The sequence below is a fragment of the Mycolicibacterium chlorophenolicum genome (genome assembly GCF_001044235.1).
Lineage (GTDB): Bacteria > Actinomycetota > Actinomycetes > Mycobacteriales > Mycobacteriaceae > Mycobacterium > Mycobacterium chlorophenolicum.
On record NZ_JYNL01000061.1, the window covers coordinates 1 to 21187 of the forward strand.

Genomic DNA, 21187 nt, shown 5'->3' on the forward strand with positions numbered 1-21187 from the left:
GGGTCCAGATCAAGCCGTCACGACGCCACGCCGAAGCCCGGGTGGGTCCCGAATCAGACCGTCACACTGGTCCCGAATCAGACTGTCACCGCCAGGTTAGGCATCTTCGCCGCCGACATTGTCCATTTCGTTGGTGGCCAGCGTGTAGTTGATGGAGTCGATCGAGGCTAGGTCGGCGTAGAAGCCAAGCGTCTTCTTGAACGCAATAACCGCAAGGGCAGCGTTGAAAGCGTTGAGCTCGGCGAGTTGCACACCGTGGTGGTAGGCGTCGTCGCCGACGTCGCCCAGTGAGATCTGCGACCGCGCCGCTGCCCGACTGGTGGGGTCGGGGCGACTGATGGTGGTGCGGACGATGCCACTAAGGGCGCCGTCAATGACGTTGACTCCGATGCCGGTGTCGACGAACGGGATGCCTCGTTGCTCGCAGCGTTCCATGATGATCTTCTTTGAGGGTCCGTCGTCGATGCACATGAAGACGAACTCCATGTCGTCGATCCCTTCGACGGTGCTCTCGTCGAGCGCGACCCGGTGGGGGATGACCTTGCGATGCATGGCCGTATACCGGGCGGTGTGGTAGTCGACCTTGGCCGGATGGGCACGAAGCTCTTCCAGCGTGGCGGCACCTGGACTACGAAACGCGTTGTGCTGCAGGAAGTCATCGTCATCGAAGAGGTGAATTTCACCGATCGGCGTCTTGGTCAAGAAGTCCAAGACGTAGCTCCCCGTGCCGCCGAGGCCGATGATCGCGACCTTCGACACCGCTAGCCTCGCGGCGACGGCGGTGATGCCGGCACGACTGGCGGCGGTGTCGAGGTAGCGCATTGGCGAGTCGACAGTGTCCTCGGCAACCGGAGGATAGGTTTGGGCGGTGGCGGTGGGGTCGATGGCCTGCGCGCGACTGCTGAGGATGGCGGCGTAGGTGGTCATCTTGGCGAAGTAGTCGGGATAGCCGGTAGCGGGCTTGTGCGAGAAGGTGTAGCTCGTCGTCAGCTGAGCGTCGATCTGCTGGGGCTGAGAGTCGATGACCAGCTGATGTAGCGGGCTTCCGTCGGGGTGGCAGGGCATTTCGCCAATGAAGCGCACGACGTGATCCGCGACGGGGTTGGTGGTGACCTGACCCGCCAGACTGAGTTCGGACACCAGCGTGCCCCGTGCCACAAGACGTCCGGAGGTCACGTAGGGCACGTCGGCTACCAGCAGGTGGCCGCCAACGATCGAGACCGCGTAACCCTGGTCCCGCAGGCGACATAGGTCGGGGCTACGACTTATCAGAGTGCTCGACACTGACGATCGTTCCTTCCTTGACGGTGAGGACGCCACCGACGGGCAACGAACCCTTGTGGTTCGGAGCGACGGCCTTGCTGTAAGTGATGGTGAACAAGACGTTCTCGCCCGCGGGCGGGTTGTCGAACGCCAACGCCACCAGGTCCTGAAAACTCAGCTCGCGCTGTTCGACCTGCTTGGACCGGGTGTTGACGATGATGGTGAGCGTGTGCGGGTGACGCTGGGGGGCCGAGAAGAACCGTTCGTCACCGCTGATCTCGAGCATCTCGCCACGAGCGAGGCGGCGGTCGTTGGCGTCTGGAATGTCACGCCAGATGGCGTGGTCGTCACTGACCGGTGGGGTGGGCAGGTCGCGCAGCTGCTGCTCAGAGATTGCGCCGGCGGGAACGGTGTACGGGTGAGCGTCGAGGTAGACGGTCACCGGCAGCGAGGTGTAGAACCGCATTCCATCGCTAATCGTGATCACCGTGTCGGGGGCGATGGCCGGGTCGGCAGCGTCCTCGATATCCCAGAACAGGTCCCGGGCCGCCGGGGTGGTGAGGGCACGAATCTGGGTACCGGTGTATCGGCCGGGCGCCAGGTAGTGAGGCGATCCGTCGAGGTAGACGGTCAATTTGTTGGGGGCGTTCACAGTTGGTTCCCTTTCGTCTTGGCGCGGTGCGTGCCGTGTCGGTGATGCCGTGACCCACCCGAGTACTCTTGGTGCATCTGGTAACCGATCTTACATGAAGTTGTTATTACCTCGGAGGTAACAACATTTTTTTGGCCTGGATGTCGCCCGACCTGCGGCGCATCTGCACGTCCGGTGACCTGCTGACACGGACATGCCCCGCCTCGGCCGATGCTGTGCGGCTGCTGCTGTCCGTCGTCGGACATGCCGCCGACCTGCGTTCGGTGAGCCGGTTACGCAGCGTGCACGTCCAGCCCATCGATGCGGCAGTGAGCCGCATTGTCGTCGAACATAAGGAGGCAGCGATGCATGCCGTGGTCCTGACCAAGACTGGGCACGTACATCGAGGAGATGATCCGGGCGACTACTGGACCGGAATGTCGACGCAGGGCTCGCTACGCGTCGATGACATCCGCGCCGCGGGAACCAGTCTGCTGCGACTCGCCGGCTGATGACCGACTCCCGCGCGGACTCCACGCTTAACTACGTGGCCCACCGCTTCGAGGCCGACTGGGCCGTCGCACCGGGCTCGTTGATTCAGACCGAACTCGACGCCCTTGAGTACTCCCAAGCCGACGTCGCTGCTCGAACTAACATCAGCACCAAGCATTTCAATCAGCTGATCAACGGGCACGTGCCCCTGTCTCCAGACATTGCCGTCGCCCTGGAGCGCGTCCTTGACATCCCGGCCGAGATGCTGCTCCAGATGGATGCCTCCTGGCAGGCCGACAAGGTGCGGCGAACCTCCGTTTCAGTGCTGGCTGGAATGCAGCACTGGGTCGCCAAATTCCCTCAACGGGCCTTGCAGGAGTATCGCGTCGTCGACTTCTCCGCTACTGCCTCCGCCCAAGTCGAAGCACTGCTGCGCTTCTTTCGAGTTGCAGATGAGAAGTCATTCGACCGCATTTTCCTTGCGCCGCAGGTCAATTACCGCCGTAGCCAAAAATTCACCGTCGACCCTTACGCCACGGCGTTATGGCGTCGCCTCGCCGAAGTACAAGCCGACATGCTGGTCAATGACGCAGCAGACTACGACGCCAGCGCCCTACGGGCCGCCGCGCAGCACCTACCAGCACTAAGCCGCTTACCCGTTGGGGAAGGCTTTCGAACGGCTCAGTCCATGCTATCCAGAGCCGGGGTGTTGTTGGTCTTCGTCCCGGAGATTGACGAAACGCGCATCTCTGGCGCCACTTGGTGGCACACGCCGTCGCATCCAATCATTGCGCTCACAGGCCGATACAGATTCGTCGACGCCTTTTGGTTCACCTTGATCCATGAAGTCGCTCACGTACTCCTGCACCCCAAACGGGCGACGTTTCTACACTTTGAACGGTCGAAACACGTCGAGGACAACGCGGATCAACAGGAAACCGCCGCCGACGCGTTCGCCTCTGAGACGTTCTTCACCGACCGGCAACGATGCGAACTGGTCCTTCTTTCAACCAAGGCCGACGTCGAGGCCTTTGCGCGAAAGACCAACGTGTCCAATGGAATCGTCGCGGGACAATTCGGGCACTACACCGGCAATTGGTCCCGGTTCGGCAAGCTACGTGAATCCGTAGATCTAGCCGCGGCCATACTCGGCCAGCCACCGGCAACATAATCCTTCGATATCAACGGTCTACCTTCGAATTTTGACCTCGCCCATGGAGCATCTCAAAAATCGAAGTCCATGGGGTATCTCAAGAATCGAACCTAGGCCGGTACTTTCAAAGCCCCAGTTGAGTGGCGGCGTTGTCCTCCCAGGCGGCGTGGATGCGGACGTAGCCGCCTAGGGTGGCTAGGGAACGGTGCCGGGTTTGGTGGGCGATGGCGCGGTCGGTGGCACCGCGCAGATAGGCGTGCGTGACGAAGCCAGCGCGAAGGCTGTGGGCGCTGTAGCCGGTGGGGTCGGTGCCGGTGCGGTGAATAGCGTTGCGTACCAAGGTGTTAACGGATTCGGTGTTCAGCCGGCGGGGGAGCGGGCGGTTGCTTTTGGAGACGGGCCGAAAGAGAGGACCGTCGGTGATGGCTGCGGCGGTAAGCCAGGTGTTCAGGGTGGTGACAGGGCAGCGCTGCGGGTTGACCCCGTGCGGGATGACGACCAGTTCGGGTTGGGTGCCGGCTTGGTTGGTCTTGGACCGGCTGATGGTCGCGACGAGGCCGCGGGGGTGTTCGGCGAGGTGGTCGACGTCGAGGGCGGCGAGTTCACTGCGGCGCAGCGCGGTGACGAACCCGGTCAGGAGCAGGGCGCGGTCGCGCAGGCCGGCGAGGTCTGGTTCGGGGTCACGGGTGGGCGAGGCCCAGGCCCGGGTGGCGGGGCAGGCGTCCAGGACGTCGTAGAGCAGGGGCGGCATCAGCGGGAGAGCCTGGACTGGTGGGGTGGTGTGGGTGCGTCGGATTCCTTCCCAGACCGCCAGCACGCGGGCACCTGCGGTGGGGTCGGGCAGGTCGTGCACGGTATGGGCGAAGGTAATCGCCGACAACCGGCGGCTGATAGTGCCGACTTTCAGGCCGCGGGCGGCGAGGTGGGTGAGGTAGCCGGTGAGGGTGGCGGGGTCGGCGGGTAGGGGAGCGTGCCCGCGCTCGGTGCACCAGGTGGTGAAGTCGGTCCAGTCGGCGCGGTACCCGCGCACGGTGTTGGCGGCGCGGGCGGCGTCGACGTAGCGGGCTTCGTCGGGGGTGAGGGTCTGGTCGGAGACCACCGTGACGGGGTGGGTGGGCGCCGGGGCGGGCGTCCGGTCGGGTGTCGGCACCGGGACAAGCCTAGGCACCCGTTCTGTCATTACCTGGGATTCCGTGCATTATCCCGTGTAATACGGGTCGGAGCACGTTGACGAGACCCAAGAAGACTGCCGACCTAGCGAGCGGTCCGAAAGCTCGCGGACATGCTGAGGGCCACGACGGATGTCCCGCCGTGGCCCTCTTGGGTTGTTCAACTAGCTCGCTGCCGCGTGCGTGCGGCTCATCTCGGCGACGATGCCCTTCAGCTTTATCACCGCTGGGAGGTCTCGCCTCATACTGGCGAGGTTGCGCAGATGATCAGCGTGGGGACGACCGGACACCCCTACTCCAGCGTGAATCTGGTCGGTGGTTCCGGCGTCGTCGATGTCGGTGGCCAGTCTGGTCTTCACCAGAGCGGTATGCGGGCCGGAGCTCAGGTAGTGATTCTGCAGTGCCATCGCATAAGCGCTTATGGACATCGTGAACGCATGAGGAAGCTCAACGACGCGATCGACGGCGTCCTCGGCACTAACAAAGTCGGCGATGCTCGCATACCCGAGCCGGTCGACCACCCGGTCCATCACCGATCCCCGTCGTAGATCGTCATCGACCTCGCCTTGCTCACGCAGGCTCAGGTGCGAGTAGATGTCGTCACGAAGGTAACCAGTGAAATATTCACTCGCCGTCCCCAACAGAATGTCACGGTTGGTCATAGCGCTCAGAGCTGCGGCGTTAGGACCGGTCCACCGTGTTCCGAAGAGTTCGCTGGGCGCCAACCACGTCCGGAACCGCTGGAAGTTCTCGGCGGCGTCAATCTTGGTCTCCTTATCCAATCGCCGGTACGCATGCCCGCACTCTTGGATCAGATCACCGACCAGGCGCATGAAGTGCGCACCCATCGGCGACGTCAGGTCGATCTCCCCGTCGATGATCCGCCGCGTGATGGCGTTCGCCTCCGTGCTGAGCACGACCTGCGTTCGGACAGCATCACGGAACGTACTGGGGAACTTGTCGTGCGTGAAGTTCAGCAGCGGATCGGTCTCCATCCAGAAATCCCACGCCGTTAACGGCGGTCCGGTTCGCCCAGCGAGGAGCAGGAGAGCGACATCCACACCGGGAAGATGTTGGAGTCCGGCACCCACTGGCAAGCCGCAGCGCTGGGCGTTGGCCTCCGCCGACACGGCAACCACCCCGAGGAGCCGCCGTAGCCGCTTCCGCGCATCGGTCGCCGTGATAGCGCTCGCTTCGTCTCGAATGTTGGCGACACTAGGTAGAACGTGCACCACCCAGTCCGAGAACAGCAGAGCCCCATCACGGGCATGTTCATTGAGATCCGCCAGCTCAGTAGTAACGAATCGTTCGAGTGAAGTGGGAGAAGCAGAAGCACAAAACTGCAACGACATGAGCCCGTTTCCTTTGCGGGTCTCCCGTCCGGTACGCGAATCGATGTAACATCGATAGCGCCCCAACGGGCGGACCGATGGCGGCGAGCTGGGTTTCCTAGGCCTTTAGCGCTCGCCGCCATCGTCTTATTATTTTCTCTTCGCCGAAGTTCCAGAGAAGCTTCGGACCTCTGAGGGTACCGCTCTTCGCCGCGCATGCCAACCAGATCACAGCTCGAAACCGGGCATTAAAAACGCGCGCATAGCGGCGCATGCTAGATCTGCCAAACCGAGGTAAGTGCAGTTCAGATGCGGCGATGCACATATATCTAGCATCGTCACCTTGCCCAGCGATAGATCTGCGCTTACTGCTAGATGGGCTCGGATCCATTAAAAACAAGCGCCATATATCACTACAATTGATTTCGAGAAATCAGCAGAATCTGTGTATTCTTCTCAAATGGCCGTCGAATACCTGTGCCCAGTCCCCGGTTGCGGGACGCGCACCGAGGTAACACGCACCACAAGCTTTCCTGAGCATGTGGTGCGGGAGCGGACATGTAAGTCGCCGGCTAGGCACCGGCACTCGACAAGTGAGCGGCGGTCTAACCCGCTTCTGCTGGTCCAGCGCTCAGCGAACGCCGGCGGCGTCATCGAGGCTTGGGACAGAAGCAAGGTGTGGCAGTCGATCGCCCTCGCCGGAGACCTGACCAAGTTCCCGCAGATTGTCGACGCATACGTCGACGACGTGATCACCGCTCTAATTGCAGGTCACGAGCCCGACGAACCCATTCCCACCAAAGACATCGGCCTGGAGATCATTCGACAGTTTCGTTCGGGTAAATCAGCGACCGCCGCCGCGCGGTACAGCGCGAAGTTTTTCCCGTCTCGACCGGAAGGCGAGCTGCGAATCGGATCGGTAAGTGAGCTGCTCGACCTGTTCAGGCAAGGCTTCGGGTGGGACGGTTTCCGCGGCGCCGACGCGACGGCCCTGCCGACTTGGGTCAAAAAGAAACCTACGGACAACCAGTCCAAAGACTGGGTGGACGACTTTCACGTGTCCAAGCTCTGGGACAGTCTGGCGATCGCCACGAAGGGAATGTCGTCGGCAGCCAAGTGGTGGCCCACTGTCGGTCCCGAAGGCGTCAACGAAGAGGAGTGGTTCATCGCAGCCCTGGTGGCCGACGTACTCGATGCCGTGCACGGTCAAACCACCGTCACCTCTGGTCAAATCTCAGCGGCGTGTATTGCAACCCTGACCGAGGTCCATCCGTTGGGCGCACTGCGGTACTCGTTGAAAGCCAAGAGCTTGAAGACCAAGCCGGCGATCTTGGCTGAGGTCGCCGAGGTCGCCCGGCGGGAGATGTCGATCGATTTGGAAGCGGTCCACCGGAAGTGGAACCAGCGAGAAGTCAGTGAGCTCGCGGCAGTCATCGACCAGCGCCGTAAAGACAGGACACTGTCGTGATTGACGGCAGTGCTTACATGCGGAAGTGGCTCTCCACGTCAATGGGAGCAGAGGGTCCCAGCGCAACGCGGCTAGCGTCACCGCACGGCCGTGGCGCCGGCTTGTCAATTCGGACGGATCGGCAAGCGCGGCGAGGTCGACTGGAACTATGGCGATCCGACCATGCTGCGTTACGTGATGATCCACTACTGCAGCGACTGGCTGGCGTCACCCAGGTCTTCTCGGTGTCAAGCAACCATAGTTGCGCAACTCGATTGGACCACAGTCTGGACGTCGCTGAGATTGCGGCGGTGATCGCCGCCGAGCTCGGTTTGAACGTTGACCTTGCGTCTGCGATCGGACTGGCGCACGACTGCGGGCACTTGCCCTTCGGACACGCAGGTGAGCGCGAACTCTGCCGCTTAGTAGGGTCCGTCAACCATGCAGACTGCGGAGCGGATCTCCTCCACAAGCGTGGGTACTGCCCCGAGATAGTGTCTGGCGTGCGTTCGCACTCTTGGTCGAGTAGCACGTCCTGTTCCACGCCCGAAGCGGAGATCGTTCGTTGGGCCGATCGAATCGCTTATCTCACAAGGGATTTTCACGACGCTGTCACCCTTAGGCTGCTGTCGCAAACGGATCTCGATTCCGAGGTCAGCAACATCATCGGTGATTCCCTCGACGTCCAACGGAAGTCACTAATCAACGGTGTAGTTTCCGCATCGGCACGAACAGCCCGTATAGCAATGGAGCGGGAAGAAGCGGCTGCCCTTGCCGCATTCAGGCGGGCCAACGCCATTACGATCTATCAACATCCCGATGTTCGGCAATCAAATTCCAACGCACAGGGCATTATTGCCGAAACTGCCCGCATTTTGCTTAATCAAAGCACTGGTAAGCAATGGGATACCGTTGTGGCACAGCTTGTTTCGATGACCGATGCTGAAGCCAAGCTACTCGCCCTGAGCGCCCCGGTGCGGAGAAGACCGAGCTAGGAGCCAACACCGGGGCCACCAACGTGCCCGACGTCTTTCAGTGGCAGGACCGCTTCGGGTCGAACTGCGCTCCCTCGCCGAGGCCGAAGCCATGACACCACCACGCCAACCGCTAGCTCGTCGAACCTCAGGCCGCGTGCCTACCCGGTTTCGCGAGACAGGATCTGAGCCGTCTTCATTCGAAGTAGGTTGACCTCGGACGACCCACACCGTGAGCGCTCGTCGAACGTTACCGGTTGCCCTTAGCGCGGTTGTGGGGCACACAGAGCATGGTCAGGTTGGACAGATCCGTCGACCCGCCCCTGGACCAGGCGGTCACGTGATCGGCGTCCATCTCGCTCAGCTTGTAGATCCGGGTCTTGTTGCTGTCCCCGCCGATCGCGCACAGCGGGCAGTTCGACTCGCCGACGGTCTCGGCCTTCTGCGTCTGCTGCTCGTAGGCGACCCGCTTGTCCTTCGCGTCGAACAGGCGGATGTCGAGCAGCTGCGGCTTCGTCCCGCCGTCGAGCAGGTACTCGTAGATCCCTTTGCTGCTGTGCACCGCGGGGTCGGCGCGCAGCTCGTTGACGCGGGCCTCGATCTTCGTTGCGCTGTAGGAGGTCCCGTGATGCGCCTCGTAGAGTCGGCCCCATTCGAGGCCGCGCATCTCCTTATCCGGCGGACGGGTGAACACGCTTCCGATCCAGTCGACGACGGAGGTGAAGTAGGTCTTCAGTTGGGCGATGTCTTGGTCCAGGCGATGCTGGGCGAGGTAGGCGTCGATGCTCAGGTGCTGCGAGGACGCTACCCAGTCCAGCGCCTCCTCGAGGATCTGCTGCCGCTTGGGGTCGCCGTTGACGTAGGACCGCCACTTCTGCATGTTCGCGTTGTTCGAGTTGCTGAACTCGGCCTTGGCCTTTGTGATGAAGGGTCCGGAGTAGATTGCGTTGAGCAGCTCCTGCTTGTTGAGCGGGACGCCGGCGATGTTGATGGTCTGGAACCACGCCTTGATCTCGTCCTCGGTGCCCGCGCACTCGTAGATGTCGAGCGGTGTGTCGAGGATCTTGCGCTGGCTGTCTTTGGGGAGCGAGGAGAAAGTCTGCTCCTTACCGTCGACCTTGATCGCGAACTTGCCGGTGACGAAGCGGCCGAAGCTGGTGATGCGCTGCTGTCCGTCCAGCACCTCCAACGTCTCGCCTTCCACGTTGAAGTAGATCAGCCCGAGCGGGTACCCCTTGAGCAATGAGTCGATGACAGCGACGTCGCGTTTACCGTCGTTGTAGATGTAGTTGCGCTGGTACTCGGGCTGGATGACGAGCTTGCCGTCGAGCCCGAACAGGCCCTTGCCCTCCAGCTCGTTGTAGACGAAGCCCTCAAGGATCTGCTTGACCGTGTAGTGCTTCAGCTCGGTGTTCATGAGGCGTCTTTCCGGCGGATGAAGATGCGCTTGTAGATGCGTTTTACGGGGTAGCCCACGTCGAAATACGTTCCAGGGCCGAATGACTCGGTTCGAACGAAGCAGCCGAAGGATCCGGTGTTCGACTTCATCCGCACGCCGTCGACGACGCGCTCCTTCGGACCGTAGGTCTTCGTCTGGGGGTAGTCACCCTCGCTGCTGCCGACGATCTCGAACTGGTCGGGGTTGTACTTGTCGAGGAACGTAATCGGAACGCCCATCATCCCGTCGTGGTCGCTGGGGATCGCGTCGACGAACGGCACTTCGATCGCGGGGAAGTTGTCGTATGTCGGGTAGCCGACGCCGCGGACTTCTTTGTGCTTGCTGAACTTGATGTTGTCGGCCGTGGTCATGAGCTGCAGCGGTTCGTGGCGACGGCCGTGGTCGATGTTGGTGAACCAGCAGGAATTACCGAGCCGTGTGTAGTCCCGCTCGTCGTCTGAGGGGTAGCCGAGCTTCTCCGCTTTCAGCCGGTCGGCGGCGGACACCTTCGCGCCCTTAGGGACTCCGAACACCATGTCGGTGCTGTTCGCGGTCGCGCCCTTCCAGAGCTGGTTCGCCATGATGTGCGGGAAGACCTCGTTGTAGGTGATGGCGTTGTTGTTGCCGATCACCGAGAATCTGCGACCGCCGCCGATGATCCAGGTCATGAATTGACGAAAGAGGCTGAACGGCGGATTGGTAATGACGAAGTCGGACTCGTCACGCAGTGCCGTTACCTCTTTGCTGCGGAAGTCGCCGTCGCCGTCGAGGTATTCCCACTGGAGGTCGTCGATGTTGACGATGCCGTCGCCGTTGATGTCCTTGAGCTCGAGGACGAACTTCTTACCGTTCGTGTGGGTCTTGGTCTCGTCGAACTTCGGGTCGTCCATCTCGAACAGGGTCGGGGTGTAGTAGGCGAGGTTCGGGTTGCTGTCGGGTGCGTACGAGGTGGAGATGAGCTTCTTCAGTCCGAAGTCGACGAAGTGCAGGGCGAAGAACTTCGCGAAGTTTGACCACTCCGGGTCGTCGCACGGCAGGAGGACCACCTTGTCTCGGAACACATTGGGGTCGAACTCGAGGTAGGCGTTGATCTCGCGCTCGATGTCGGCCCACTGCGTGTAGAACTCGTCATTCTTCGTTTCGCGAGCAGCCTGGAGACTGCTGTTCTTCGAAGCGGTCGTCATGCACTCCCCCCGTGGCCCGGACTGCACCGCCGGGTTGCGGGGCGTGTCTGCGGAAAGAATCTTATCGACGGGCGCCGACCGAGCTCGTGAAGCGGTGAGAAGGAACTAATCCACTCGAACCTCGAAGGCGAGACGCGGCCTGCTTGCGGCGATGGGCCGCTGCTTTACCCCTTCGGAGGATTCGGATCGTTGCCGTACGAGTTCTTCTCGCCGATTGTTCCGTCAAGCTTACGAATGGTGTGCTCAACCTGACGGTCCTGCGCCATCTGCCGGCCGACCGCTTGTTGTTCGGCTTTGGTGCCCCCGGTGTGAGCGGCTCGACTACTGCCCTCCACCTTCGACTTCCAGACCCCATCTTCGTTGTAAGTACTGATGTCGCCTTTGGCCATGAGTCACCTTTCTCGACGTAAGTGCCTCTCTGCAGTTAATTGTGCCGCCTGTCTGGCCGAGGGCAGGCTGACACGCTTAATCCCGCTGACCTTGGTCCCAGCGGCCTGTCCCCAGACCGGCGGGAACGGGGACGCCCTTGAAGACAGAAGACGGCTTCCGAGAAACCGTGCCCTCTGAACGAGTGAGGACCTGCCTGGCACCCCCCGGGGCCCAAATCGCGCGCACCCTCGACATAACCTTCACGTCAACGTCTTACCGCTGCCTCGACCAAACCGCGGCCGCCTGGCCCGAGGCTAGGCAGGCAGGCGACCTATCCTTTGAAGGTGACGGCAGAGAAAGGCGATATCCGAGGCGTCGATGCCGCCAACCGAAACTGGACCCTGGGAAGCGTCCGACTCGAACACTCAGGGCTACAGCAGTGCACTCGCCACCACGAACCCGTCCGCGTCGCCGAGGTCAACAGCCTGACGCGGCGGATCGACCGCTACGCCGGCTATGTGTCATCAGAACCGCGCGGTGACCCTTGCTGGCTACCAGCAGGGTATCATCAACTATTACATGCATGCTTTCTTACATGTAAGTTGTTATGTAGCCATGGTTGCATGCAGGTTGGTAATCTTCTGCCATGACTGTTTCGTCAAATAGGCAGTGCGAAATCCTGGCCGTGGCGCTGCAGAAGGGCGGCGTCGGCAAGACCACCACCACGATCAACCTCGGCGCGAACCTGGCGGCGATGGGTCTGCGCGTCCTAGTAATCGACATGGATCAGCAGGCGCACAGCACTAAGGGGTTGGGCATCGAACTCGACGCCGAGGACGCGTCCATGTACGAGGTTCTGCACCCGGACCGGGCGATGCGCGTCCCGCTGGCCAAGGTCATCGTTCCGACGCAGTTCGGCATCGACGTCGCGCCCGGTCATCTCGCGCTCAAGGAGCTCGAGCGAACCGGGCTCGGATCGGGCGGCCAGTTGCGGCTAGCGCGCCAGCTCGACGACATCGAGGGCTACGACTTCGTGCTCCTGGATTGCCCGCCGGCATTGGGGGAGCTGACCACCGCAGCACTCGCGGCGGCCGACTACGTGTTGGCCGTCCTCAAGGCCGGCCCCGACGAGGTTGACGGCTTGGTGGAACTGGGCAACTCGATCCTCGACGTCCAGGAGACCCTCAACCCCGACGTGGAGATCCGGTACGTGCTGCTGGCCGACTTCGACGGCAACCCTAAGGCGAGCAAGGACGTGCGCCGGCAACTACGTGCCGACTGGGGGGAGTGGTCTGACGGCGGAGCGTATCTGGGCGAGATCCCGCACACGGTGCGGGTGGTGGAAGCCAAAGGCAAACGCGTACCGGTCAACGTGCACGCCCCAACCAGCACGGCGGCGGTGGCCTACCGCGAGGTCGCGGAACGCATCGCGGCAAGGCGGCACGCAGCATGAACGCCGCATCGAAACCCGCCGGATTGCAGGTCGGTTCCACCCGTCCGCTGTCGCGGGCAGAGCGACGCGCCCAAGCCGCACGGGTCACCGCCGAAGAAACCACCGTCAACGAAACGGCGTCGGCCGCGCCGGAGCCGCAGAACACCGATATCCCGACCGTCGCGCCCGGGGTGACGTCACCCGGTGGTGAGCAGGAGGCCCAGCCGATCGCACCGGTTCGGTTAAAAGCCCGTCAACGCAAGGTGAAGAGTCCGTTCGCCACACAGCTGCACGCGGGAACCCTTGCGCGGCTCGAATGGATCAAAGCCCACGGATACGTCATCACCGACACCGTCGACGAGGCCATCAATCGCTACCTCGACGACGCCGGCATTCCAAAGCCGGACCGCAACGACCGCATGCCCTGAACGCGTGGGCAGCGTAAACCCACACTTCATCGCCGTGACTGGTGGTGGATGTGCGGCTCTTCAGGGCTGACGCAAGCGGGGGAGCGGACTTTCTCGGCCTCGATTGTGGCGAAACGGTGGGTGGGGGCCGTCAAGGCCGGTACCCACGCTGCGCGGTCGACCTACGGTCGAGCCTGGACAGCCACCACCCACCCCGCGCAAACGGGCCAGTACGAGGAAACCGGGCGGGAAACGCTGGCGGCGGCCCACGCTGCACCGCCCCGCACGCCGCGGGTCGTCGGCGCGGCGGCCTAAAGTTGGCCCTGATGAGCCACCGGCCACAGCACGTGTTGCTGCGCGCGAGGCGTGTGGTCGAAGACAGCTTCAGCCATCAACTGTGCGCTCCTGCTGGCAATCAGCTCGGTCAGGTCGTACTGCACCTCGCTGCAGGCTTCACCGAGCAGAACCTGTTGCGCCGAGGCGATCATCGTGGACTCATCCGCGTCGCTGACTTGTGATCGGGCCGCCCAGTCGCTTATCCGATCGCCGATCGCGTCCACCTCCGAGAGCACCATGCAGGCCGCCTCGCTGGCGTATTCCTCGATAAACGCCGACCGCGCCTCAGCCGGCCACCACGCCGGGATCGGCAGCTGGGCCGCGTACACCGCCGCGATGGCCGCCTCCAACTCCGCTGAGTCGATCACCACCACCGAACGGTACGTCTGCTTTTGGAGGAAGAGATGGAGACGTTCGGCGCGTCGCTCATGTGTTATCTGATAAGTGCGCAAAGCTGAAGCACATGGCCCGAACACGCAGCACAAACAAGGGCGATCGCGCGCAGATTATGGCGCGGCCTGACCGCCTCGTCTACGAGATCGTCAAGCAGGAGTGCGCCGAGCGTGGCATTTCGATGGGGCAGTACGTGGCTGACGTTCTCGCCGCCCACGTTGGCCACCCTGAGCTGGTTCGTGAACTCGGCAAGGAGGTCCTGCCGCTGGCGATGTGACCACCTGCCAGGCCTCGAACCTTGCTGACGCAGAGGCCTTGGCATACGTGACATCTGAATAGCTGGTGTGCGGATTACCCGCTGACATGACGAAGGCCCCGCCGTAGCGAGGCCCTGTCGAGGTTTCGAACCGAGCTGGAACTCGGTTCTGGGTCCGCACCCGATATCCCCGAAGGGACGATGACTTTGCCGGTCACGTCTCACGGTAGCGCACGCCTCGAAGCTGCACCAGATTCGCCGCGCGATCGGTGCGCAAACCGTGACCTCATCAGTACCCGCGCACGTCGGACGAACAGTGCGCGGCCGACGCCGCTCGGCGCGGCTGTAGCTCCTGCTTCTTCCAGTCCGCATGTGGTTCGTGCGCTGGCACACGAGCGTCGCCGTGACTGGGTGACGCGCGCCGGCTCCTGCGCACCGTCTGCCCCGATGTGGACCAGTCGCGCCGGCTGGCTCGACGGGCTGTCGCGGTGGGTGCACTCCCCAGCGTTCGGACAGCTGTGTGCTGAGGCGCGGGTGTCGATCACCACGGCGACGCTGTTGTCGGTCGCCACGGTGATGGCCGAGCACGCCGACCACGCCACCGGCCGCCACGTCGCGGTCACCCGCGCGACAATCGCCGACAAGGTGGGCTGCGACGTACGCACCGTGACCGCCGCCTGGCGCGTGCTGAGGGTCTCCAGATGGGCCGTGGAAGCGCAGCGGGGCCACGGTTCGACAAACACTCCCAGCGTCGGCCGCCGACCCTCGGTGTACCACCTGGTGCCGCGTCGCGAGGCCCGTCCACAATCTCGACCGCTTGTGCGTGATTTCCACCTACCGCCGTCAGGCGGTGTTGGTTGCTCTTCTCCCGTAGGGAATTACTCACCAAGCGGGCGCGCGAGCGCGCCCGCCAAGAAACTCTGCGACAAGACACGACAACCGCGGCCGCGGCGCGCTACCGCGCGGCCGCTGGCCACCCAGAAACTGGCCGCGGGACTGGTCGCGATCACGCACGGCCTGGATCGCACCCATATCGGTGCCATCTGCGATGCGCTCAGCGGCGCCGGCATCGACCCCGCGGTGTGGTCCGCGCGTGCGGTCAACGACGCCCTCAACGCCGACATGCGTACCAGAGGAGCGACGTGGCCCGACCACATCGCCAACCCCGGCGCGTTCCTTGCCAGCAGGTTGCGACGGCTGTCCTGGACACCGCCCGAGACGGCACCGACAAAGGCTGGCGGCTGCGCCGCCGCCAGCATCGACCAGACGCCGCACCCGGTGGTGCTCACCGACGCAGCGCGGGCCCGGATCACCGCCGCCCGAGAAGAGATCCGCCGAGTGCTCACCGAGCGCGCCCAACGCACCCCCAGTGAGGAACACACCAGCAGCACGCCCATCGCGTTGTCGCGGCGTGGCATCGGGGTGTCAGTCCAGACATGGCACGGCGGCGCGATGAACCGACTCGCAGCAGACCACCGCGCGGTCCGCGGAGACGCGATGGAGCGCACCGTTGAACGTTCGGGTCGACGACGCGCCTAGTGGTTGCGAACCGGCACGCTGACGTTGCGGCCAGACGCAACCTCTCAGCACCCCCACCGACGCCCTCTTCGTCGCTTCTCACTTACGTCTTCCGCACCACCCTCCCGCTTCTCTTCCCACTTCTCCCGCTGCTCACCGCATCTCCGCTGCCCTCTCACAACCCACCACTGACGCTTAGTACCGCTGTACCACCATAACGACATGGCACATTTGCACAAGGTGTGCGAGGCTGGGCGGGAGGTGTGCGGTTCGGTGTTGACGATCGCCAAGCTCGGGGCGTGGTCGGTGTCGTACTACGTCGACACCGCGCGTTCGGCATCGACGGCGGCGCTGGAATCGCGGGCTGCCGGTGGGGGTTTGGGCGAGTACTACAGCGAGTCCGAGACGCGGCTTCCGGTGTGGTTTTCCGCCGGCCGGGACGCGGCCGCGGCGAGGGGTTTGACGGGCGCTGGCCGCGACGGCGAGAACGCCGATTTGGATGCGGTGACGCGGTGGTTGGACGACGGGGAATCGCCGTGCGGCGCGAGTGGTCGGGCGTTCGGACAGCGGGCGTCGGTGCACGGTTATGACTTGACGTTCTGCGCGCCGAAGAGCGTGTCGTTGATGCGTGGTCTGGGCAACGACGTGACGGGCAAGGCGGTCGCGGATGCGCACGCCTTCGCGATCACCGAGGCGATGGAGTATCTGGTCGAGCATGGGGGCTATACCCGTGTGCACAATCCGCGCTCGGGTGAGAAGGATCTGGTGCGGTTGCCGGGGATCGTGGCGGCTGGTTTTCAGCACGAAACCTCGCGGGCCGGGGACCCGCATCTGCACACCCATGTGTTGGTTCCGAACCGGCAGGCGCGTGCGGATGGGCGGCTGGTGTCGTTGGACGGCACGAGTCTCTATCACGAAGCGAAGGCCGCCGGGATCATCTACCAGGCCACGCTGCGGCGGGAGCTGACACGTTCGATCGGCGTGGAGTGGAACGACGTCGATCCGCACACCGGGATGGCCGAAATTGCCGGGGCCGATCGGCGCGATCTGACGGCGTGGTCGACGCGTGCCACGCAGCTGCGTGAGTGGGCGGCGGGGCATCTGCGCCTCGGCGGCGATGACGAGCTTTCCGCGGGGCAGTTGGCGACCGCGCAGAAGGCCACCCGGCCGCGGAAACCCGAAGGTGTGGCGTGGGCGTCGCTGCGTGTCGCATGGGCCGATGACGACCGCACATTTCGGGTCGACATGGACGCCCAGCAGGCTGCGCGACAAGCGCGTCGGGCTGCCGGTGTGGACTACGCGAAGGTGGTGCGTCGCGCGGTGTCGCACGGCCTGACGAAGGCGGCGTTCACCCGTGCGGATCTCGTCGAGGCGATCGGCGCGCGGATGCCGGTCGACGACGCCGATGGACCGTCGCCACGAGAGGTCATCGAGCGCCTCGCCGATGGTGTCGCACTGCGCATCGGAGACGAACGGCAAGCGCATCAACGGGAGGGGTCGATCCGCTACACCGCCGCCGATCTGATCGCCGAAGAACGCGCCATCCTCGACGTGATGGGCCGCCGCCACAGCGCCGCGGTATTGCCGTCTGTGGACACCACTGGGCTGTCGGCGGATCAGGCCCGCGCCGTGACGGCGATCGCGACCTCAGAGCGGCTCGTACAGCCTCTCAGCGCCCCGGCGGGGGCCGGGAAAACCCACTCTCTGCGGGCGCTGCGCGCCGCGGCGCACGACGCCGGGAAACGCGTTCTGGTGGCCGCTCCGACCGGGCGTGCGGTCGACGTCGCGGTGCGCGAGAAGGCCGGCGACGACGGGGCCACCCTGGACGCGCTGTTGGGCCGCCTCGAGCGCGGCACCGAGGTCCTCGACGCCGACACCGTGGTCGTCGTCGACGAGGCCGGCATGGTCGGCACCCAACACCTGCGACGGTTGCTGGAGGTGGCCACCGCCGCCGGCACCAAGGTCGTGTTGGTCGGTGACGAGCACCAGCTCGCACCGGTCGCGCAACGCGGCGGCACCTTCGCCCAACTGGTCACCGATCTGCCCTGGGCGCAACGCCTCTCGCAGGTGTGGCGGATGCACGATCACGACGAGCGCGACGCCTCACTGGCGGTCCGCGACGGTGGGCCGGCGGCGTTGCGCCGCGCGGTGGGCTGGTACCGCCGCCATGAGCGGCTGCACATCGGGGATCAGGTCACCATGGCCGATGACGCCGTGGCGGCCTGGACGGCCGACGTCGCCGCCGGCCGTGACGGTCTGCTCATCGCCGACCGTTGGGAGATGGCCGATGCGATCAACATCCGCATCCACTCCGAGCGGATCAACGACGACGCGCCCACCGTGGCCACCGCGCGCGGGCACCACGTCGCGGCCGGCGACGTGGTGATCACCCGACAGAACACCACCGACATCCCCACCCGCACCGACCGTGGTGCCGCCGCCGATCCGATTCGCAACGGACAACGCTGGGAGGTCCTCGCCGTCGACCCCGAGACGAATCGGATCGACGTTCGTCGCCTCGACGATGGCGCGCTAGCCACCCTCGACGGCGACTATCTGCGCCAGCACACCCACCTGGGCTACGCGGTGACCGTGCACGCCGCCCAGGGCGTCACCGCCGACACCTGCCACACCCTGCTCTCGGCCGAGGCCGCAACCCGCTCCATCGCCTACGTCGGTCTGACCCGCGGCCGGCACACCAACACCGTGCGCATCTACGACACCCGAGCCGGGGAAGCCGACCACGAACACGCCGACCCCACCGCCACGGGTGTCCACACCGCCCGCCGAGGCACCCCGGCGGAAGCAGCGGCCGCACTGCGCAGCGTCCTGGGCCGCGACGACCGCGCCGCCACCATTACCACCGCCGCGGCGGCCGCCGACGAGGACCAGCTCCCCGACCAGGTGGCCGACCTACGTCGCCACCACCGCACCGTGACCGCCCGGCTGCGCCGCGAGCACCGCATCGACCACCACGCCGCCCACGACCGCAGCGCGCAGGACCGCGCGCACGCCTCGGACCGGGCGCTCGTCGAGGTCCTGGCCGCCACCCACCGCTACGGCACCCCCTTGCCCTCCTCGCAGCTTCGCAGCGACCCGGTGGCCGTGGCGCTGTCGGCGCCCTACGTCGTGACCACCCTGGCTGCCGACCGCTACACCCCCGACCTCGTCGACACCGTGCGTCAGGCCGCCGCCGGCACCGACCGGCGCTACGTCCAGATCGCCGCCGCACCGTCGCGTCCCGATCAGCGTCGCCTCGACCAGTTCGCCGAACGCCTGCCCGCACATCCCCCACCGCCGGGGGCGGTCGTGGTCGTCGAGGACGCCGCGGCCGCCGACCCTGCGCATCTCGCGGCGGTGGCCACCGCCCTGGTACCTGTCCGCGGGCGGCTCCTGCTCATCGACAGCGGCGAGCCCGGCCCCGGCCGCCGGCTCCTCGACGGACTCGCCCTACCCTGGTCTGAAAATGCCCGCCCCACACCGGATGTCATCGACCCCGCACTAGCGGCAGTCGCGGACAGCCACCGCGACTCCGCCGCCCGCAGCTGGCGCATCCTCACCGAGCCACTGAGGTCCCGTGATCGCGGACGTGAGCGCGATCGGGATTACGGACTGGGCATCGACTAACGCCCGAGAACCGACCACTACACCGTTGTCGATATATATCGACTACGGTATGGTGTGGTTGTGAGCGATGAGTGGCGAATCGTTCTCAGCGGCGAAGTCGAACGCTGGTATGCCGGTCTGTCCGCAGGCGAGCTGGCCCAGGCCGATCAGGCGCTCGACCGGCTCGCCGCCGAGGGCATCACCCTGGGCATGCCGCACAACCGCTACCTCTCAGAGAAGTTGTGGGAGTTGCGGTTTCGCTGCGGACAGGTCAACCAGCGGATCACCTACACCGCCGACCCCGACCGCCAACTCGTCACCCTCACCACCTTCCGAAAACAACGCCAGAACGAACGCACCGAGATCACCCGAGCGCGCAAAGCGCTACGCCGCCACCAGACAAGGAAGGGATAACGCACCGATGGCCGTCAAGACCGCCCCCGTTAAAAAGGCCGCCACCCCGAAGAAAGCGGCCAAGAAAACCGCCAGCGCCAGGAAGGCCCCCGCCGCCGCGAAAGAGGCCGCCACCGCGAAAAAGGCCGTCGTCGCGAAGAAGGCCGTCGTCGCGAAGAAGGCCGGAGGGGTCGACTACCGGACCGCCCGCGCTCAGCGCCAGGCCGCCCTCACCGCTGAGCAGCACCACACCTACGAGCAGGCCTACCACGACGCCGGCCGCGCGATGGACCTCGCCGAGCTGGTCTACACCGCCCGCGCCGATGCCGGCCTCACCCAGACCCAACTCGCCGCCATCATGGGCACCAGCCAATCCGCGGTCGCCGCATGGGAGAACGGCGCACGAACCCCCGGCATCGACGCCCTGGAACGACTCGCCGCTGCCTGCGGAAAACGCCTCCGCATCATGATCACCGCCGCATGACCCTTTTGAGTGTCGGGCAACGATTGCCCAATGTACGGAGCGTGCACACCGCGGAGAGCGCAGATGCGATGGGCGTAGGGCGAGCCGAGGCGCCATCCGCAGCCGGGGGCGGCCGAGAGGGCGGCTCGTTCTATTCCGGCCACGCATGTGAGTTGAACCTGCGGATTAAAGGTCCGTAGGTCCGCGCCGCAGTGCAGGGGCAGCTACAGATCAGAAGGTTAGGGGTCTGGCTTAGATAGGTTTCTCGGTGAGTAAAGCGTCGGGCACGGGGTGTCCTGCGCCGCAAGAGGTCGTAGCTCCATCACCTCGTTGGGCTCTCATCTGTGATGCCAGCGGCGCCAGATGCGGGACAGCCGATTGACTAGCTTGTCCTGGTCGGGCGCGGGACGCGTCTCAGGGCGGTGATCCCTCACTGTTTCGTTGTAAAAATGCTGCTTGGCACGGCGGTCGGCGGCGCGGAGGGCTTCGACGCGGGCCGCTGTCACCGTTTCGCCCCAGAATATTCTGCCGTGATCAATCCAGTAGTGCGAAGCACAGGCGAGGCTGCTGTTGTTGATGGACGGGCTCAAGGATGCCGTCTCACCGTTGAAGGACATCTGCCAACCCGTGGGCGACAGGGCGTTGACCACTTCGAATCCGCATCCGCAGGCGCAGAGATGGATTGTGGTGGCGTATTCGATGCAGATGTAGAGAGTGCGCTGTTCAAGTTCTTGGTACGGCGGGATCTCGGCGACGAAGCGATGGGTGAACGGGAAACCTGCTGTGGCGGTGAAAGACCGGTTAGGCATTGGCTGTGTCAACCCGATCTGGGACCACGATGACGGCCTGACTGGGACCCACCTGGCACCGGCTAATCACGCCCTTGGTCTCGGTGGTCACTGCCGAGTGGCGAGGGCTATAGGTATCTGCAG

Annotated in this window: 20 protein-coding genes; 11 read left to right on the plus strand and 9 right to left on the minus strand. The window is 64.4% G+C overall.

Annotated elements, in window-relative coordinates; all coding sequences use genetic code 11:
* Positions 1–96: 96 nt before the first annotated feature.
* Both MCHLDSM_RS22060 and MCHLDSM_RS36545 read right to left on the minus strand, forming a co-directional pair.
* Complete coding sequence (locus tag MCHLDSM_RS22060) at positions 97–1320, minus strand: ThiF family adenylyltransferase (protein WP_082169024.1); 1224 nt, start codon at positions 1318–1320, stop codon at positions 97–99.
* Complete coding sequence (locus tag MCHLDSM_RS36545; RefSeq protein ID WP_053083058.1) at positions 1259–1915, minus strand: multiubiquitin domain-containing protein; 657 nt, start codon at positions 1913–1915, stop codon at positions 1259–1261. Before MCHLDSM_RS36545 ends, MCHLDSM_RS22060 begins: the two co-directional genes overlap by 62 nt.
* 140 nt (positions 1916–2055) lie before the next feature.
* Between MCHLDSM_RS36545 and MCHLDSM_RS22070 the strand changes: the two genes are divergently transcribed.
* Positions 2056–2406, plus strand: coding sequence for a hypothetical protein (locus tag MCHLDSM_RS22070; protein WP_048472029.1), 351 nt, complete (start codon positions 2056–2058; stop codon positions 2404–2406).
* Positions 2406–3557 (plus strand): ImmA/IrrE family metallo-endopeptidase, encoded by a 1152-nt coding sequence (locus tag MCHLDSM_RS22075; RefSeq protein WP_048472030.1) that lies wholly within the window; start codon positions 2406–2408, stop codon positions 3555–3557. Before MCHLDSM_RS22070 ends, MCHLDSM_RS22075 begins: the two co-directional genes overlap by 1 nt.
* 106 nt (positions 3558–3663) lie before the next feature.
* On the opposite strand, the gene MCHLDSM_RS22080 is transcribed toward MCHLDSM_RS22075, so the two are convergent.
* Positions 3664–4689 (minus strand): site-specific integrase, encoded by a 1026-nt coding sequence (locus tag MCHLDSM_RS22080; protein ID WP_053083059.1) that lies wholly within the window; start codon positions 4687–4689, stop codon positions 3664–3666.
* Positions 4690–4872: 183 nt separating this feature from the next.
* The gene (locus tag MCHLDSM_RS22085; protein WP_131722675.1) at positions 4873–6060 is read right to left on the minus strand and encodes a hypothetical protein; all 1188 of its coding nucleotides are present in this window, start codon (positions 6058–6060) and stop codon (positions 4873–4875) included.
* 439 nt (positions 6061–6499) lie between these two features.
* Here MCHLDSM_RS22085 and MCHLDSM_RS22090 point away from each other — a divergent pair, with 439 nt between their 5' ends.
* Complete coding sequence (locus MCHLDSM_RS22090) at positions 6500–7507, plus strand: hypothetical protein (RefSeq protein WP_131722676.1); 1008 nt, start codon at positions 6500–6502, stop codon at positions 7505–7507.
* A gap of 41 nt (positions 7508–7548) precedes the next feature.
* On the plus strand, positions 7549–8481 hold the full coding sequence (locus MCHLDSM_RS36550) for an HD domain-containing protein (RefSeq protein WP_201780399.1): 933 nt from the start codon (positions 7549–7551) through the stop codon (positions 8479–8481).
* 229 nt (positions 8482–8710) lie between these two features.
* On the opposite strand, the gene MCHLDSM_RS22095 is transcribed toward MCHLDSM_RS36550, so the two are convergent.
* From MCHLDSM_RS22095 to MCHLDSM_RS36555, 3 genes are all read right to left on the minus strand, one after another.
* Positions 8711–9877: a GmrSD restriction endonuclease domain-containing protein gene (locus MCHLDSM_RS22095; protein WP_048472033.1), complete on the minus strand. Its 1167-nt coding sequence runs from the start codon at positions 9875–9877 to the stop codon at positions 8711–8713.
* Positions 9874–11082 carry an adenine-specific methyltransferase EcoRI family protein gene (locus tag MCHLDSM_RS22100; protein ID WP_048472034.1) on the minus strand — a complete coding sequence of 403 codons (1209 nt, stop codon included), beginning with the start codon at positions 11080–11082 and terminating at the stop codon, positions 9874–9876. The genes MCHLDSM_RS22095 and MCHLDSM_RS22100 overlap by 4 nt, the downstream gene beginning before the upstream one ends.
* A 164-nt stretch (positions 11083–11246) precedes the next feature.
* The gene (locus tag MCHLDSM_RS36555; protein WP_060937735.1) at positions 11247–11471 is read right to left on the minus strand and encodes a DUF2188 domain-containing protein; all 225 of its coding nucleotides are present in this window, start codon (positions 11469–11471) and stop codon (positions 11247–11249) included.
* A gap of 626 nt (positions 11472–12097) precedes the next feature.
* Between MCHLDSM_RS36555 and MCHLDSM_RS22105 the strand changes: the two genes are divergently transcribed.
* The gene (locus MCHLDSM_RS22105; protein ID WP_048472035.1) at positions 12098–12904 is read left to right on the plus strand and encodes a ParA family protein; all 807 of its coding nucleotides are present in this window, start codon (positions 12098–12100) and stop codon (positions 12902–12904) included.
* Positions 12901–13311 (plus strand): hypothetical protein, encoded by a 411-nt coding sequence (locus MCHLDSM_RS22110; protein ID WP_048472036.1) that lies wholly within the window; start codon positions 12901–12903, stop codon positions 13309–13311. Before MCHLDSM_RS22105 ends, MCHLDSM_RS22110 begins: the two co-directional genes overlap by 4 nt.
* Positions 13312–13601: 290 nt before the next feature.
* On the opposite strand, the gene MCHLDSM_RS22115 is transcribed toward MCHLDSM_RS22110, so the two are convergent.
* Entirely contained in the window at positions 13602–14000 is a 399-nt protein-coding gene (locus tag MCHLDSM_RS22115; RefSeq protein ID WP_168440105.1) for a hypothetical protein, read from the minus strand.
* Positions 14001–14089: 89 nt separating this feature from the next.
* On the opposite strand from MCHLDSM_RS22115, the gene MCHLDSM_RS22120 reads away from it, so the two are divergent.
* The 5 genes from MCHLDSM_RS22120 to MCHLDSM_RS40250 all read left to right on the plus strand — a co-directional run bounded on the left by MCHLDSM_RS22120 (position 14090) and on the right by MCHLDSM_RS40250 (position 20276).
* Positions 14090–14296, plus strand: a complete 207-nt coding sequence (locus MCHLDSM_RS22120) for a hypothetical protein (protein WP_048472037.1) — start codon at positions 14090–14092, stop codon at positions 14294–14296.
* A 426-nt stretch (positions 14297–14722) separates the two neighbouring features.
* Positions 14723–15814 (plus strand): hypothetical protein, encoded by a 1092-nt coding sequence (locus tag MCHLDSM_RS22125; RefSeq protein WP_048472038.1) that lies wholly within the window; start codon positions 14723–14725, stop codon positions 15812–15814.
* A gap of 201 nt (positions 15815–16015) precedes the next feature.
* Entirely contained in the window at positions 16016–19420 is a 3405-nt protein-coding gene (gene mobF / locus MCHLDSM_RS22130; RefSeq protein WP_234714155.1) for a MobF family relaxase, read from the plus strand.
* A gap of 60 nt (positions 19421–19480) precedes the next feature.
* Entirely contained in the window at positions 19481–19813 is a 333-nt protein-coding gene (locus MCHLDSM_RS22135; protein ID WP_048472039.1) for a type II toxin-antitoxin system RelE/ParE family toxin, read from the plus strand.
* Between the two features lie 7 nt (positions 19814–19820).
* Positions 19821–20276 carry a type II toxin-antitoxin system RelB family anti-toxin gene (locus MCHLDSM_RS40250; RefSeq protein ID WP_048472040.1) on the plus strand — a complete coding sequence of 152 codons (456 nt, stop codon included), beginning with the start codon at positions 19821–19823 and terminating at the stop codon, positions 20274–20276.
* Between the two features lie 317 nt (positions 20277–20593).
* Here MCHLDSM_RS40250 and MCHLDSM_RS22145 read toward each other — a convergent pair whose 3' ends face one another.
* Entirely contained in the window at positions 20594–21064 is a 471-nt protein-coding gene (locus MCHLDSM_RS22145) for a ubiquitination-like system serine protease family protein (protein WP_048472041.1), read from the minus strand.
* Positions 21065–21187 lie beyond the last annotated feature (123 nt).

Coding starts and splice junctions, on each gene's coding strand:
- MCHLDSM_RS22070 (WP_048472029.1), top strand. CDS start 2,056: ATGTCGCCCGACCTGCGGCGCATCTGCACGTCCGGTGACCTGCTGACA.
- MCHLDSM_RS22075 (WP_048472030.1), top strand. CDS start 2,406: ATGACCGACTCCCGCGCGGACTCCACGCTTAACTACGTGGCCCACCGC.
- MCHLDSM_RS22085 (WP_131722675.1), bottom strand. CDS start 6,060: ATGTCGTTGCAGTTTTGTGCTTCTGCTTCTCCCACTTCACTCGAACGA.
- MCHLDSM_RS22090 (WP_131722676.1), top strand. CDS start 6,500: ATGGCCGTCGAATACCTGTGCCCAGTCCCCGGTTGCGGGACGCGCACC.
- MCHLDSM_RS36550 (WP_201780399.1), top strand. CDS start 7,549: ATGGGAGCAGAGGGTCCCAGCGCAACGCGGCTAGCGTCACCGCACGGC.
- MCHLDSM_RS22095 (WP_048472033.1), bottom strand. CDS start 9,877: ATGAACACCGAGCTGAAGCACTACACGGTCAAGCAGATCCTTGAGGGC.
- MCHLDSM_RS22100 (WP_048472034.1), bottom strand. CDS start 11,082: ATGACGACCGCTTCGAAGAACAGCAGTCTCCAGGCTGCTCGCGAAACG.
- MCHLDSM_RS36555 (WP_060937735.1), bottom strand. CDS start 11,471: ATGGCCAAAGGCGACATCAGTACTTACAACGAAGATGGGGTCTGGAAG.
- MCHLDSM_RS22105 (WP_048472035.1), top strand. CDS start 12,098: ATGACTGTTTCGTCAAATAGGCAGTGCGAAATCCTGGCCGTGGCGCTG.
- MCHLDSM_RS22110 (WP_048472036.1), top strand. CDS start 12,901: ATGAACGCCGCATCGAAACCCGCCGGATTGCAGGTCGGTTCCACCCGT.
- MCHLDSM_RS22120 (WP_048472037.1), top strand. CDS start 14,090: ATGGCCCGAACACGCAGCACAAACAAGGGCGATCGCGCGCAGATTATG.
- MCHLDSM_RS22125 (WP_048472038.1), top strand. CDS start 14,723: ATGTGGACCAGTCGCGCCGGCTGGCTCGACGGGCTGTCGCGGTGGGTG.
- mobF (WP_234714155.1), top strand. CDS start 16,016: ATGGCACATTTGCACAAGGTGTGCGAGGCTGGGCGGGAGGTGTGCGGT.
- MCHLDSM_RS40250 (WP_048472040.1), top strand. CDS start 19,821: ATGGCCGTCAAGACCGCCCCCGTTAAAAAGGCCGCCACCCCGAAGAAA.
- MCHLDSM_RS22145 (WP_048472041.1), bottom strand. CDS start 21,064: ATGCCTAACCGGTCTTTCACCGCCACAGCAGGTTTCCCGTTCACCCAT.